Source organism: Mesorhizobium sp. M7A.F.Ca.US.010.02.1.1, from assembly GCF_004023085.1.
In the GTDB taxonomy this organism is placed as follows: Bacteria; Pseudomonadota; Alphaproteobacteria; order Rhizobiales; family Rhizobiaceae; genus Mesorhizobium.
On the sequence record NZ_RZRV01000056.1, the window covers coordinates 1 to 13747 of the forward strand.

Sequence of the window (13747 nt, forward strand, 5' to 3'; positions counted from 1 at the left end):
GACAAGAGCCGGTAAGGCGGCCACTTGCCCGACATGGATTGCGAAATGACAAAAACAGCGCATTGCTCCGCCGGCGCGCGAAACGATATCTCATCCCAAATCAGACCGAAGCCGTTCAGAACGAACAGCTCGCCACCCGCCCACAACAACAATTTAAATTAGTAACGCCTTATGGAACTTTGGGGTTGGCGTTTCATTTCATCGGCATGGAGGCCACTGTAATCCAGTGAATTGGATCTCGAGACAGGCACAAGGCCGACAAGGCGCCCCTTCCACGTAGCTTGAGCCAACCAAAAGAAAGACCTGCTTCGCGGTTCGGCGCGTCCGCCATTTCTGACAAAATCGATGTCCGCTTCCAGGCCGGCAAACACACAACCCAAACGACAGGAATGAGGGCGCTTTGCGGACATTCGCATAAGCCCAAAACTGGACCTACATCGAGCCGGCCTATCAACCTGCTGCTGGGCATATTCAACAGCCTGTCGGAGCGCGTGCAGGGCAAGATCGGCGTCCCGTGCCGAAGGGCTTAAAGAAAGACAAGGCCGAGAGGATCAAGCCAGGCTTGGTCGGCCGGGTCAAGTTTTTCTGAAGGGCGAAGAAAAACTGCGCCATGCAAAGCTGCTGGACTACCGTGAAGAATAACTAACATTGGCGAGGGTACTGCCAACGTTGAGGAACAGAACCGTGTGCCTGACGTTGTGCCGGATCGACGTCTAGGAGAAACGGCATGGTGGCGCCACGCGCGGTCTGGAAGGGCTTTCTGAGGGTCGGTTCCGTGTCATGCGGGGTAAAGATAGTGGGTGCCACAAGCGAGGCAACCAAGATCGACTTCAAGATTTTGAACCGCAAGGACGGTTTACCCGTTAAAAGCGCCTATGTCGATGAAGAGACTGGCGACGTTGTCAAAGCCGAGGATCAGATCAAAGGGTATGAGGCGGACAAGGATGATTTCATCCACGTCGAGCCGGACGAGTTAAAGAAACTGAAGCTGACGTCACAGCATACACTTGACGTCGATTCCTTCGTTCCGGTTGCCGAGATCGACACACGTTATCTCGAGAAACCATACTACTTGATCCCGGCAGACGGCGCCTCCCTGGAGGCCTTTGCCGTCCTGCGCGATGCGATGGCCAAGAAACGCGTTGCGGCACGCTCCTGCGTCGTACTCTATCAGCGCGGGCGCGAAGTGTTGATACAGCCCCTTGGAAAAGGGATGTTGCTGACCGAGCTACGGACCCACAATGAGATGACATCGGAAGACACCGTCTTCGACGATGTGAAGAGCGCAAAATATGATTCGGATTTGCTCGAAATCGCGGGGCTTCTCATCGACAAGAAGGTGACAAAGTTCGATCCTTCGAAATTCGAGGACACCTACGAGGACGCGTTGATTGCCATGATTGACGCCAAGCGCAAGGGCAAAAAACCCCCGAAACCGGTACCGAAACCCAAGGAGAACGTGGTCGACTTGGCCTCAGTTCTTCGAAAGAGCCTCGCCAAGGAAGGGATCGGCCAAGATCGGCCAAAGGCCAATAGCCGCAAATCAGCTTAGGTGCTGGAACCGGCACTCGTTCGTTGCTCATCCATATCGCTTGCCGAGAAGCGGAGCCTTGAGCGCGTCTAGCTGATCCTGAAGGCGGCCTTTCTCCACGATCATTCCCTCAGGGCCTTCGCAAACGGCACCGTGCACTGCTCCGTTGCCTCGCTAGACAGATTCACCACTAGCATTTTCGGGAAGGGCCGCGCTCGTGTCCGCACCGTCTGACTGGCGCGTAACATGCTGTGTAACAATCGATTCTTAGATTTCTTGATTTGCTTGGATCGGAGGCAAGAATCGAATCCCACTTCCTCCGCCAGACGTCGAATTGTCCAGCCCGGAGACATGGGTAGCGGTTTGTACCTAAGACATGATGACAACCTCGTGCCCAGCGGTTTGTCGATTGGTTGCAAGGTCCTCTGTTCCAAGTCGATATATCCGAACTGCGAGGTCATCGATCACGAGCGCCCTGTTGCGTCAGGCTGACTTTGAAGTTCGGATAGATGACGTCCATTTCCTCTCGGAAGCGCTCCGCCGAACATCTCCATGGTCCTTTCAATGAGGCGATAGATAGCCAGGCTGCGCCGACTGTAGTCGCGGCCAATGGATGGAGGAAGTGATCGTTGATGACGGCCGGCCGCCCTGCATTCAGGCGGCTCGTCTTGTGGGCGGGGGTGACCCGGCTCAGCATGTTGGCGCTGGATCGCTCAACGCTTTCGTCACCCCGCCCAGTTCAGCCGGCGGTGCTCGGCACAGGCGTGTTGAGCAGTTGCTGCTCCCAGAGGTACGCGATGCCGCTGCCAGCGGCGTGCTGCTTGAGCACTTCCGTCAGCTCGCCGACGTGCTCGGTACGCGCCCAGTCGCGCTGCCACTCCGATGCCAGCGCCAGCCAGGTCATCATGTTTGCGCCGGCCGCGATCATGCGTTGGATGGCGACCTCGTGCGCTTCGACCGACGTGCCGCCCGAGGCGTCGGCGATGACCGTGACGTCCCAGCCTTCGCCCAACGCCTGGATAACCGGCATGGCGACGCAGATCTCGGTCCACAGGCCGGCGATGATGAGCTGCCTGCGGCCGGTCGCCTTGACCGCGTTCACGACCTTCCTGTCTTCCCAGGTGTTGATGAACGTCCGGTCGCCATCGTCACAAAGGCGATATCGCTGACGCCGATCTTTTTCCTCGGCTTCTCGGAAGCCTCGATCGCCGTCTTTTCGACTATCTACCTTGGACATACGCTGCTTGTGCATTCAAACGTGCGGATTCCGTTCGGCCCCTTGAAGTGGCTGATCGCCAGCCCGCAGTTCCATCGCTGGCGCCATGCCAACCAGCGCGAAGCCTATGACAAGAACTTCGCCGGGCAGTTGCCTTTCCTCGACATGCTGTTCGGCACCTACAATCCCACCGGTGACAAGGTGCCGGACAAGTACGGCGTCGACGATCCGATCCCTTCCACCTATTTCGGTCAGATCGGCTATCCGCCCCTGCGCCGTAGGAAGCTGCCGAACCGGGCAGGTGCCGAACACCGAAGCCTGACAGCTGGCCCGACGGTGCGGTATCCACCCCGATCCGCTTTCGGGCCGTAGAACGCCGAACCACGGGAAGGCTTTTCGCGTCGAATCGGCTAAACCCTGCGGCATGAACGAGACGTCTCTCTATGCGCCGGTGAAGCGGTTCCTCGAAAGCCTCGACTTCGTCGTCAAAGGCGAGATCGACGGCTGCGATGTTGTTGCATTGCGCGAGGGGGAGCCGCCGGTTGTCGTCATCTGCGAGTTGAAGCTGCAGTTCAATCTTGAACTGGTGCTGCAAGGTGTCGATCGCGCGGCGGCCTGCGACGAGGTGTGGCTGGCCGCGCGCATGTCGGCCCGCGGCAAGGGCCGCGAAAGCGACGCCAGATTCCGCAATCTCTGCCGCCGGCTTGGCTTCGGCCTGCTTGGCGTGACCGCGACGGACCGGGTCGAGGTGCTTCTCAGCCCGATCGCGCTGGCGCCGCGCAAGAATGCCCGCCGGCGCTCTCGCCTGGTCGACGAGCACCAGCGCCGTCGCGGCGATCCCGTTGTGGGAGGAGGATCGCGCAATCCGATCATGACGGCCTATCGCCAAAGCGCCCTCGCCTGCGCTGCGGCCATGGTGGACGGACCCAGGCGGCCGCGAGATCTGAAGGCGGTGACGCCGATGGCGCCGAAAATCCTGCAGCACAATGTTTATGGCTGGTTCGCGCGCGTCGACCGCGGCCTTTACGATCTCACCGATGCCGGCCGTGCCTCTTTGGTCCGTTGGCCGCAGGCATCGCACGACGAATCCCGACACGCAATTTTGAACGCACCGGCCATATGATTGAAGATTCCGGCGGCGTCCGAGGCGGTCCGCTCGGTTGATTTCTCCGACAAAATATGTTGCTTGTCCCGCCCATGAAGAAGCTCTGCATGACCGCCTTGGCGTCAGTGACACTGAGTTTTCCAGCCAGCGCTATGGATAATGCATTGCGCGCCGGCCTGATGAAACTCGATCCCCAAACTCGTCTTGAACAGCGTTGCGACGCCGAAGTGCTCGACCGCATCACCCATGACGACCGCAAGTTCAAAGCCGATCGCGTCGTCGCCTACGCCTTCGCGACGCCCGAGATGGGTGCCGATGCCATCAAGAGCCCGGGTGCTGCGTTTCGCAGCAAGGGGCAGTGGTACCGGCTGAAATTCAAGTGCCAGACCGCACCGGACCATATGGAAGTTTTGCAGCTCCGCTACCGGATCGGGGACGAGATTCCAGAAGCCGACTGGGCAAAGTACAATCTCTACGATTGATTTGTGATCTGCCATGGTTTGCCTGGCTGTCGCGAGTGCCGCGAAGCCGTGATCCGGCTTGACGCAATGCTGCTTCGGTGATGCAGCCACGCGTGATCCCTTGACGCCAGGGGACCACCAAGTTAGGGCCTCTGGATAATCGACGAACACTCGGCAAAATCAGCAAGGGCTTCCTGTCGATGGACATTTTTTTCAGCGCTGCCAGTCTGACCGCCCTGCTGCAGGTCATCGCCATCGACCTCGTGCTGGCCGGAGACAATGCGATCGTCATCGGCCTCGCCGCGGCCGGCCTGCCTGCCGAACAACGCAAGAAGGCGATTCTTCTCGGCGTGGTGGCGGCAACGGTGCTGCGCATCGGGTTTGCCGCAATTACCGTCAAGCTGCTGGCGATCGTCGGCCTGCTGCTGGCCGGCGGCATCCTGCTGCTGTGGGTCTGCTGGAAGATGTATCGCGAGTTGCGTACGTCGCATGCCGATGAATTGGAAGCGACCGAGGCACTGTCGAATTCGGACCTCAACAGCGACCAGGCGGTCGCCGGCAAGACCAAGCGCAAGACCCTTGGCCAGGCTGCCTTGCAGATTGTCGTCGCCGACGTGTCGATGTCGCTCGACAACGTGCTGGCGGTGGCTGGAGCGGCGCGCGATCATTTTCCGGTGCTGGTCATCGGCCTTGTGTTGTCGATCGCCCTGATGGGGCTGGCCGCGACTTTCATTGCCAAGCTGCTGCATCGCCACCGCTGGATTGCCTATGTCGGCCTGCTGATCATTTTCTATGTGGCTGTGGACATGGTCTATCGTGGCGCGGTGGAGGTCTGGCCGCATGTAAACGGTGCGGTCGGCTGAGGCTGGCGGACATCGGCATCTTCACTCAGTGGAAGCAAGACCGCCGTGCGTTTTGCCGCATCGCGGGTCTGCCCATACCAATGCCGCAATAAGTGTGGTACTGCGCCGGCAATCCTGAAAAGCCCGGAAACGCTCTATGTCCGCTCCACGCGTGAGTTTTGTCAGTCTTGGATGCCCGAAGGCCCTTGTGGATTCGGAGCGCATCATCACGCGCCTGCGCGCCGAAGGTTACGAAATCGCCCGCAAGCATGACGGCGCCGACCTTGTCGTCGTCAACACTTGCGGCTTTCTCGATTCCGCTCGCGACGAGTCGCTCAACGCCATCGGCTCCGCGCTTTCGGAAAACGGCCGGGTGATCGTCACCGGTTGCCTGGGTGCCGAGCCGGACGTCATTCGCGAAAAGCACCCCAATGTGCTGGCGATCACCGGGCCGCAGGCCTATGAGAGCGTGATGGCTGCCGTGCATGAGGCTGCGCCGCCTTCGCACGACCCTTATGTCGATCTTTTGCCGCCGCAGGGTGTCAAGCTGACGCCGCGCCACTACGCCTATCTGAAAATTTCCGAAGGCTGCAACAACCGCTGTACCTTCTGCATCATTCCGGCACTGCGTGGCGACCTCGTCTCGCGGCCGGCGGCCGATGTGCTGCGCGAGGCCGAGAAACTGGCCAAGGCCGGGGTCAAGGAACTTCTGGTCATCTCGCAGGACACCAGCGCCTACGGCATCGACATCAAGTACCAGACGTCGATGTTCGGCGACCGTGAGGTGCGCGCAAAATTCCTCGATCTGTCCGAGGAACTGGGCAAGCTCGGCATCTGGGTGCGCATGCACTATGTCTACCCCTACCCGCATGTCGCCGACGTCATCCCGCTGATGGCAGAGGGCAAGATCCTCCCTTACCTGGATATCCCCTTCCAGCACGCTTCGCCGCAGGTGTTGAAGAACATGCGCCGGCCGGCACACGGCGAAAAGACGCTCGATCGCATTCGCGGCTGGCGTGAGGTCTGCCCGGATCTGGCCATCCGCTCGACCTTCATCGTCGGCTTCCCCGGCGAGACGGACGACGATTTCGAGATGCTGCTCGACTGGCTCGACGAGGCCAAGATCGATCGCGCCGGCTGCTTCAAATACGAGCCGGTCCGGGGCGCCCGCTCCAACGATCTCGGTCTCGAACAGGTTCCCCAAGAGATCAAGGAGGCGCGCTGGCACCGCTTCATGCAGCGCCAGCAGAAGATTTCGGCGACACAGCTGGCCAGGAAGGTCGGCAAGCGCCTGCCGGTGCTGATCGACGAGGCGCACGGCACGTCGGCAAAGGGCCGCACCAAATACGACGCGCCCGAGATCGACGGCTCGGTGCACATCCAGTCGCGCCGCCCGCTGCGCCAAGGCGACATCGTCACCGTCAAGATCGACCGTGCCGATGCCTATGACCTCTATGGTTCGGCGGTCTGACGGTCCGTATTTACTACATCTGGCGATAATTCAGCCGTCTTAACCCGCGCAGCCGCGATCCGCTCTATGGTTTGCGGACCGTAGATGCGGGAAATGCGGATGAACACCAGACCTGCGGAACAAAATTACATCGCGACGCTGGACCTGCTCAGGCTGGCGGCAGCACTTGCCGTCGTGTTCTTCCACTATTTCTTTCGCGGCGCTGCCGCCGAAGGCTACCTTGCGCAAGGCTATCCGCTTGCCGCACCATTCGCCCTCTACGGCTATCTCGGCGTCAACCTGTTCTTCCTGATCAGCGGTTTCGTTATTGCCTGGTCGGCGGAAAACCGGAGCTGGGATCAGTTTGCGATCGCGCGGTTCGTTCGCCTCTATCCGGGTTTTCTGTTCTGCATGACGATCACCTTCGCGATTGTCTTCCTTGTCGGGTCGCCGCTGCTTTCGGCCTCTTTCGTTCAGTATGCCGCCAATCTGTCGATGTTCGCGCCGGCCTTCGGCCAGCCCTTCATGGACGGCGTCTACTGGTCGATCGTGCTTGAACTGGTGTTCTACGGATGGATCACGCTGGCCCTGTTCACCGGGCTCTTCCAGAAACGCAAGCTGGAGCTGATCTTCATCTGGCTGGCGATCTCGGCCTTGAACGAGTTCTTCATCGGCAGCGGCGGAGCCAGGCTGCTGTTCCTCACCGAGTTCGGCCCGTTCTTCGCCGCCGGCGTGCTGGTCCACCAAATCCATTCGCATGGCCGTTCTGTGCCGGCCCTGCTGCTGCTTGCCGCCGCGTTCCTGATCTCCTGCGGAACGCTATCGGTGACGCAGCACTGGATGCTTGGCCACTACGGCATTGCCGTTGCCTCGGCCAATCTCGTCGTCGCCAACGTCGTCATGCACGCGGCCTTGATCGGCGCGGTGCTGCTGCGCGACCGTGTCAGGGCATCGGGGCTCACTCTGGCGCTGGGCGGGCTGACCTATCCGCTCTATTTGCTGCACCAGGACATCGGCTATCTCGCCATCAATGCGGCAACGCCCCTTGTCGGCAAATGGATTGCCGCTCTTGGTTGCGTCGTGCTCATGCTTTTCATTTCGTGGGCGATCTGGCGCACCTGCGAACAACCGGTACAGCGGTTGCTCAGGTTTTGGCTCGGCCGCGCGGTCGATGCCGGACGAACGCGGTTTCGTCGCCCCTCTGCCGGCGCACAGCCCGCCGAATGAAGAAGGGCGCCTCGCGGCGCCCCTCCGTCTCATGTCTCGCGCTGCTTATTTCGGCAGCTTGTCGTCGACGCCTTTCACATAAAAATTCATGCCGAGCAGCGTGCCGTCGTCGGCGACTTCACCATCCTTCAGCCACGGCGTGCCGTCCTGCTTGGCAACCGGTCCGGTGAAGGGATTCCAGCCGCCGGCGATCTTCTTTTCGGTGGCTTCGGCCATCGCCTTCACGTCGTCGGGCATGTTGGTGTAGGCCGACATCTTGACGGCGCCGTCCTTGATGCCGAGCCAGACATTGTCCGGCTTCCAGGTGCCGTCGAGCGCAGCCTGGACGCGGCTGACGTAATACGGACCCCATTCGTCGGTGAGCGAGGTCAACTGCGCGTTCGGCGCGAACTTGATCATGTCGGAGGACTGGCCGAAGCCTTTCAGCTTGCGCTCCTCGGCCACCTGCAGGGCAGCGGTGGAATCGGTGTGCTGGACGATGATGTCGGCGCCCTGGTCGAACAGCGCCTTGGCAGCGTCGGCTTCCTTGCCCGGATCGAACCAGGAGTTCACCCAGACGATCTTGGCCTTGAAATTCGGGTTGATCGACTGCGCGCCGAGCATGAAGGAGTTGATGCCCATCACCACTTCGGGGATCGGGAAGGAAACGATATAGCCGGCGACCCCTGCCTTCGATTCCTTGGCGGCGATCTGGCCAAGAATGTAGCGGCCTTCGTAGAAGCGCGCATTGTAGATGCCGAGATTGTCAGCGGTCTTGTAACCGGTGGCGTGCTCGAACATCACTTTCGGGAATTTCTTGGCGACCTTCACTTCCGGGTCCATGAAGCCGAAGGAGGTGCCGAAGATGATCTTGCAGCCTTCGCGAGCCAGGCGCTCGAAAGCGCGGTCGGCGTCGGGGCCTTCCGAGACGTTTTCGAGATAGGCGGTCTCGACCTTGTCACCGAGCGCCTTCTCCACCTCGAGACGGCCCTGGTCGTGCTGGTAGGAGTAGCCGAAGTCGCCGATCGGGCCGGTGTAGACCCAGCAAGCCTTTAGCTTGTCCGCCGCCTCGGCCGTCGCTGCCAGCGACATGGCGGCGGTCGTGGTCATCAGGGCAATAAGCAGTTTTTTCATCGTGTTACCTCTCTGAGTTAAGCCTTGGAGCTTCCCGTTTGTTTTTATTGTCAACGATCCGGAACGAATGGCTGCCCCAAGGAAGCCGGCGTGTTCATCATCGTCAGACGCTTGTTGCGCGAGATTAGAACGAGAACCACGACGGTTGCCAGATAGGGCAGCGAAGAAAGGAACTGCGAGGGCACCGGAATGCCAAAAGCCTGTGCATGAAGCTGGCCGATCCACACCGCGCCGAAGATGTAGGCGCCGGCCAGCACCCGCCATGGCCGCCAGGAGGCGAACACCACCAGCGCCAGCGCGATCCAGCCGCGGCCGGCACTCATGTTCTCCACCCATTGCGGCGTGTAGACCAGCGAGAGATGGCCGCCGGCAAGGCCGGCACAGGCACCGCCGAAGATGACCGCGAGGTAGCGATAACGGATCACCTTGATGCCAAGCGCATGCGCCGAGGTGTGGCTGTCGCCGATCGAACGCAGCGTCAGTCCGGTCCGGGTCTTGAACAGGAACCACATGACGGCCGCGGTCAGCGCGATCGAGATGTAGAAGATCGGATCCTGCCCGAACAGCAGCCTGCCGACCACAGGGATTTCCGTCAGGCCGGGAATGTAGAGGTTGGGCAGCCTTTCGCCGGGCTGGCCGACGAAGCTGGTGCCCATCATGCCGGACAGGCCAAGGCCGAGCAGCGTCAGCGACAGGCCGGTCGCCACCTGGTTGGTGGCCAGCGACAGCGTCATGACGGCAAACAGCAGCGAGAATACCGCGCCCATGGCGATTGCCGCCAAAAGGCCGATCCAGGGCGAACCGGTGAGATAGGTCGCGCCGAATCCGCCGACGGCGCCCATGATCATCATGCCCTCGACGCCGAGATTGAGCACGCCGGAGCGCTCGACCACCAGCTCGCCGATTGCCGCGATCAACAGCGGCGTTGCCGCGGTGGCGATGGTCAGAAGGATGTTTACGGTGATGTCCATCAACGGGCTTCCTTCAGCTTCGGTGCGGCTTCGAGTTTGGCCACGCCTTCCGGTTTGGTCAGCGCCAGGCCGATCAGGCGGATGCGGTAGTGGATGAGCGTGTCGCAGCCGAGCACGAAGAACAGCAGCATGCCCTGGAACACCCGCGCCACCTTGTCGGAGATGCCGAGCGCGCTTTGCACCGCTTCGCCGCCGAGATAGGTCAGCGCCAGCACCAGTCCGGCGGCAACGATGCCGAGCGGGTTGAGACGGCCGAGGAACGCCACGATGATGGCGGTGAAGCCGTAGCCGGGCGAGATGACGGGCTGCAACTGGCCGATGGCGCCCGAGACCTCGAAGATGCCGGCGAGTCCCGCCAGCGCGCCTGACAGCAGGAAAGCAAAAAAGACCATGCGGTTGAAGCCGAAGCCGGCGAAGCGCCCTGCCCGCGGGCTTGAGCCCAGCACGCGCACCTCAAAACCCTTCAGCATGCGGCTCATCAGGATCCAGACCAGCACCGCGGCGATCAGCGCGAAGACAAAACCCCAGTTTGCCCGCCCGGCATCCGGCATCAGCTCCGGCAACACGGCCGAATCGTTGAACTGGATGGTCTGCGGGAAACCATGACCCTGCGGATCGCGCCAGGGTCCGCGCACCAGCCAGTCGAGGAAGAGCTGCGCGACATAGACCAGCATCAGGCTGGTCAGGATCTCGTTGGTGCCGAAGCGCGTCTTGAGCAGAGCCGGGATCGCGGCATAGGCCGCGCCGCCGACCATGCCGAGCAAAAGCATCAGCGGCAGCACCAGCGGACCTTCGAACTGCGGAAACAGCACCGGAATCATCGAACCGGCAATGCCGCCGAGGATGAACTGGCCTTCGGCGCCGATGTTCCAAATGTTGGCCTTGTAGCAGACCGACAGGCCGACAGCGATCAGGATGAGCGGCGCTGCCTTGATCGCCAACTCATGCAACTGCCAGACCTGGCTGATCGGCTCGATGAAATAGATATTGAACGCGGTCAGCGGATTGACGCCGAGCAGCGCGAACATGACGGCGCCGGCAATGATGGTCAGCGCAAAGGCGATGAACGGCGACAGGGCCGAAAACAGCATGGAACGCTGCGGGCGTTTGACTAGTTCGAGGCGCATCATGCCGTCTCCAGCGTGTGTTCGGCGTGGCCTGGTTCGGCGCCGCCCATCAGCAAGCCAACCTTCTCGAAGGTCGCCTCGGCGATCGGCATCGGCTTCGACAGCTCGCCATTGTGCATGACCGCGATCGCATCCGATATCTCGAACAGCTCGTCGAGATCCTGGCTGATCACCAGCACCGCCGATCCGCTGCGCGACAGCTCGATCAAGGCCTGGCGGATGTGGGCGGCAGCGCCCGCGTCGACGCCCCAGGTCGGCTGGTTCACCACCATGACGCTCGGCCGGCGGTCGAGTTCACGGCCGACGATGAATTTCTGCAGATTGCCACCCGAAAGGGCCGCAGCCTCCGGATCCGGCGCACTCTTGCGCACATCCATCGCCTCGATGATGCGCTGGGAGGCGGCTTGGATGGCACCGCTCTTCACCATCCCGCCGGAACCGACGAACGCCTTGCCGTCGGTGGCATGGCGCGACAGCAGCAGGTTTTCAGAAAGCTTCATGCGCGGTGCCGCACCGTGGCCGAGGCGCTCCTCCGGCACGAAGGCGGCGCCCAGCAGTCGGCGTCCGGTGATGCTAAGGCCTCCCGCATCCTTGCCACGAATGCGCACCGAGGCGGCATTCTGCTGCAGCACTTCGCCTGAAACGGATTCGAAGAACTCGCCCTGGCCGTTGCCAGCGACGCCGGCGATGCCGATCACCTCGCCAGCGCGGACGTTCAGGTTGATGCCCTTGAGCGGTATCGAGAACGGCGTTGCCGGTTTGCGATTGAGATTGCGGATTTCGAGCAGCGGTGGCGCCTTGTCGATGCCCTCGACCGGCGCGCGCACCACGGCCTGCACCTCGTTGCCGACCATCATGCGAGCCAGCGAGGAGGCTGTTTCCTCACGCGGATTGCAGTGGCCGACCACCTTGCCGTGACGCAGCACCGTGGCGCGGTCGCAGATGCGTTTGACCTCTTCGAGCCGGTGCGAGATGTAGAGGATGGATTTGCCTTCCGAACGCAAACGCTCCAGCGTCTCGAACAGCTTGTCGGCTTCCTGCGGCGTCAGCACCGAGGTCGGCTCGTCCAAAATGATGAGCTGCGGCGTCTGCAACAGGCAGCGGATGATCTCGATGCGCTGGCGCTCGCCCACCGACAGGTCGCCGACCAGCGATTCAGGGTCGAGCGGCAAGCCATAGCTGAAGGAAAGCGCCCTTGCCTTTGCCGCGATGCTGCTGATCGGAGAGCCGTCGTCCAGCGACAGCGCGATGTTTTCGGCCGCGGTCAGCGCCTCGAATAGCGAAAAATGCTGGAACACCATGCCGATGCCGAGTTTTTTCGCGACGCCGGGGCTGGAAATCCTGACGGGCTGGCCGTTCCAGAATATCTCGCCGGAATTGGGCTCCAGCGAGCCGAACAGCATCTTGACCAGCGTCGACTTGCCGGCACCGTTTTCGCCGAGCAAGGCGTGGATCTCACCCCTGGCGATGTCGAGATCGATGTGATCGCACGCCGTCAGCGTGCCGAATATCTTGGTGAGGCCACGCACCTCAAGCAGGTTCGTGCCGTCGTGATTTGCACTCACAGTGCCTCCCATCTGGTTAGCCAGACATGTTCTGTGTTCCCGCAGGCATGGTAGGCGCGGCCGGCTCTCATCGGAAAGCGGCACGCGTCTTGAAAGAGCTTCAAGAATTTCAGCGGAAATTCAAGGGATAGCAAGGCAGAACGGACTAAGGGATGAGAATGGTCGTCCCTGTCGTCCTGCGGCCCTCGAGGTCGGAATGCGCCTTGCCGGCATCCTTAAGCGAGTAGCGCTGGTTGATCTTGATTTCGACCGCGCCGCTGAGCACGACCTCGAACAGAGCGGCGGCAGAAGCATCGAGGTCCTCGCGTTTTGCGTTGTAGACGAACAGTGTCGGCCTTGTTGCGAACAGCGAGCCCTTCTGGGCCAGCAATGACATGCTGAACGGCGGTATGGGTCCCGATGACTGGCCAAAGCTGACGAACATGCCAAGCGGCCGCAGGCAGTCGAGTGAAGCCGGAAATGTGTCGTTGCCGACCGAATCGTAGACGACATCGCATTTTTTGCCGCCGGTGATGGCGGCGACGCCGGCAACGAAATCCTGTTCCTTGTAGTTGATGACATGGTCGAAACCATGCGCCCTGGCGAGCTCGATCTTGTCGGACGAGCTGGCGGTGCCGATGACGGTCGCGCCGAGGTGTTTTGCCCATTGGCCGAGGATCAGCCCGACGCCGCCGGCCGCGGCGTGGAACAGGATCGTGTCGCCTGCCTTCACCTTGAACGTCCGGCGCAGCAGATATTCCGCCGTCATGCCCTTCAGCATCATCGCGGCGGCCTGTTCGTCGCTGATGCCATCCGGAACCTTGACGACCCGGCTGGCATCGATGACGCGCTCTTGCGCATAAGCCCCCGTCGTCACCGCATAGGCGATGCGATCGCCCGGATTCAGCCAGTCGACGCCCTGGCCGACCTCCAGCACCATGCCGGCGGCTTCGCTGCCTGGCACGAGCGGGAAGCCGCCGGGCGGCGGATAGAGGCCAGAGCGATGATAGACATCGATGAAATTGAGGCCGATCGCGGTGTGCCGGACCAGGATCTGCCCGGATCCCGGCTGACCGAGGTCGGCGTCCTCGTAGGTCAGGACTTCCGGGCCGCCGTTGGCGTGAATGCGGATCGCTTTGGACATTGCTAGGCTTCCTGTG

At 61.4% G+C, this 13747-nt stretch carries 12 protein-coding genes and 2 pseudogenes; 8 read left to right on the forward strand and 6 right to left on the reverse strand.

All coding sequences use genetic code 11. From position 1 onward, the window contains the following. The coding region (locus EOA19_RS35710) for a hypothetical protein (RefSeq protein ID WP_206638143.1) at positions 1–230 on the forward strand (230 nt) is incomplete at its 5' end. A gap of 497 nt (positions 231–727) precedes the next feature. Continuing rightward, positions 728–1552 (forward strand): Ku protein, encoded by an 825-nt coding sequence (locus EOA19_RS31740; RefSeq protein WP_023811897.1) that lies wholly within the window; start codon positions 728–730, stop codon positions 1550–1552. A 718-nt stretch (positions 1553–2270) separates the two neighbouring features. Here EOA19_RS31740 and EOA19_RS31745 read toward each other — a convergent pair. Further along, a pseudogene (locus tag EOA19_RS31745) lies at positions 2271–2672 on the reverse strand (isochorismatase family protein); the annotation flags it as partial. On the opposite strand from EOA19_RS31745, the pseudogene EOA19_RS31750 reads away from it, so the two are divergent. The 6 genes and pseudogenes from EOA19_RS31750 to EOA19_RS31775 all read left to right on the forward strand — a co-directional run. Then, positions 2667–3119: pseudogene (locus EOA19_RS31750) on the forward strand (sterol desaturase family protein); the annotation flags it as partial. The pseudogenes EOA19_RS31745 and EOA19_RS31750 overlap by 6 nt on opposite strands. A gap of 52 nt (positions 3120–3171) precedes the next feature. Then, entirely contained in the window at positions 3172–3870 is a 699-nt protein-coding gene (locus tag EOA19_RS31755; RefSeq protein WP_128305837.1) for a DUF2161 domain-containing phosphodiesterase, read from the forward strand. Between the two features lie 56 nt (positions 3871–3926). Continuing rightward, a complete protein-coding gene (locus tag EOA19_RS31760; RefSeq protein WP_032909322.1) occupies positions 3927–4334 on the forward strand; it encodes a DUF930 domain-containing protein in 408 nt (135 codons plus the stop codon). 179 nt (positions 4335–4513) lie between these two features. Then, entirely contained in the window at positions 4514–5176 is a 663-nt protein-coding gene (locus tag EOA19_RS31765; RefSeq protein WP_023811892.1) for a TerC family protein, read from the forward strand. 136 nt (positions 5177–5312) lie between these two features. Next, entirely contained in the window at positions 5313–6626 is a 1314-nt protein-coding gene (gene rimO / locus EOA19_RS31770; RefSeq protein ID WP_128305838.1) for a 30S ribosomal protein S12 methylthiotransferase RimO, read from the forward strand. A gap of 99 nt (positions 6627–6725) precedes the next feature. Then, positions 6726–7832 (forward strand): acyltransferase, encoded by a 1107-nt coding sequence (locus tag EOA19_RS31775; RefSeq protein WP_128305839.1) that lies wholly within the window; start codon positions 6726–6728, stop codon positions 7830–7832. Positions 7833–7877: 45 nt separating this feature from the next. Here the strand turns inward: EOA19_RS31775 and EOA19_RS31780 are convergent, their stop codons facing one another. The 5 genes from EOA19_RS31780 to EOA19_RS31800 form a co-directional block, all read right to left on the reverse strand. Then, positions 7878–8945 carry a BMP family ABC transporter substrate-binding protein gene (locus EOA19_RS31780; protein ID WP_128305840.1) on the reverse strand — a complete coding sequence of 356 codons (1068 nt, stop codon included), beginning with the start codon at positions 8943–8945 and terminating at the stop codon, positions 7878–7880. Between the two features lie 50 nt (positions 8946–8995). Continuing rightward, complete coding sequence (locus tag EOA19_RS31785; protein ID WP_031213469.1) at positions 8996–9916, reverse strand: ABC transporter permease; 921 nt, start codon at positions 9914–9916, stop codon at positions 8996–8998. Next, positions 9916–11046, reverse strand: a complete 1131-nt coding sequence (locus EOA19_RS31790) for an ABC transporter permease (RefSeq protein WP_128305841.1) — start codon at positions 11044–11046, stop codon at positions 9916–9918. The genes EOA19_RS31785 and EOA19_RS31790 overlap by 1 nt, the downstream gene beginning before the upstream one ends. Continuing rightward, positions 11043–12620, reverse strand: coding sequence for an ABC transporter ATP-binding protein (locus tag EOA19_RS31795; protein WP_164893094.1), 1578 nt, complete (start codon positions 12618–12620; stop codon positions 11043–11045). The genes EOA19_RS31790 and EOA19_RS31795 overlap by 4 nt, the downstream gene beginning before the upstream one ends. Positions 12621–12753: 133 nt before the next feature. Beyond that, on the reverse strand, positions 12754–13731 hold the full coding sequence (locus EOA19_RS31800) for a quinone oxidoreductase (RefSeq protein WP_128305843.1): 978 nt from the start codon (positions 13729–13731) through the stop codon (positions 12754–12756). Positions 13732–13747 lie beyond the last annotated feature (16 nt).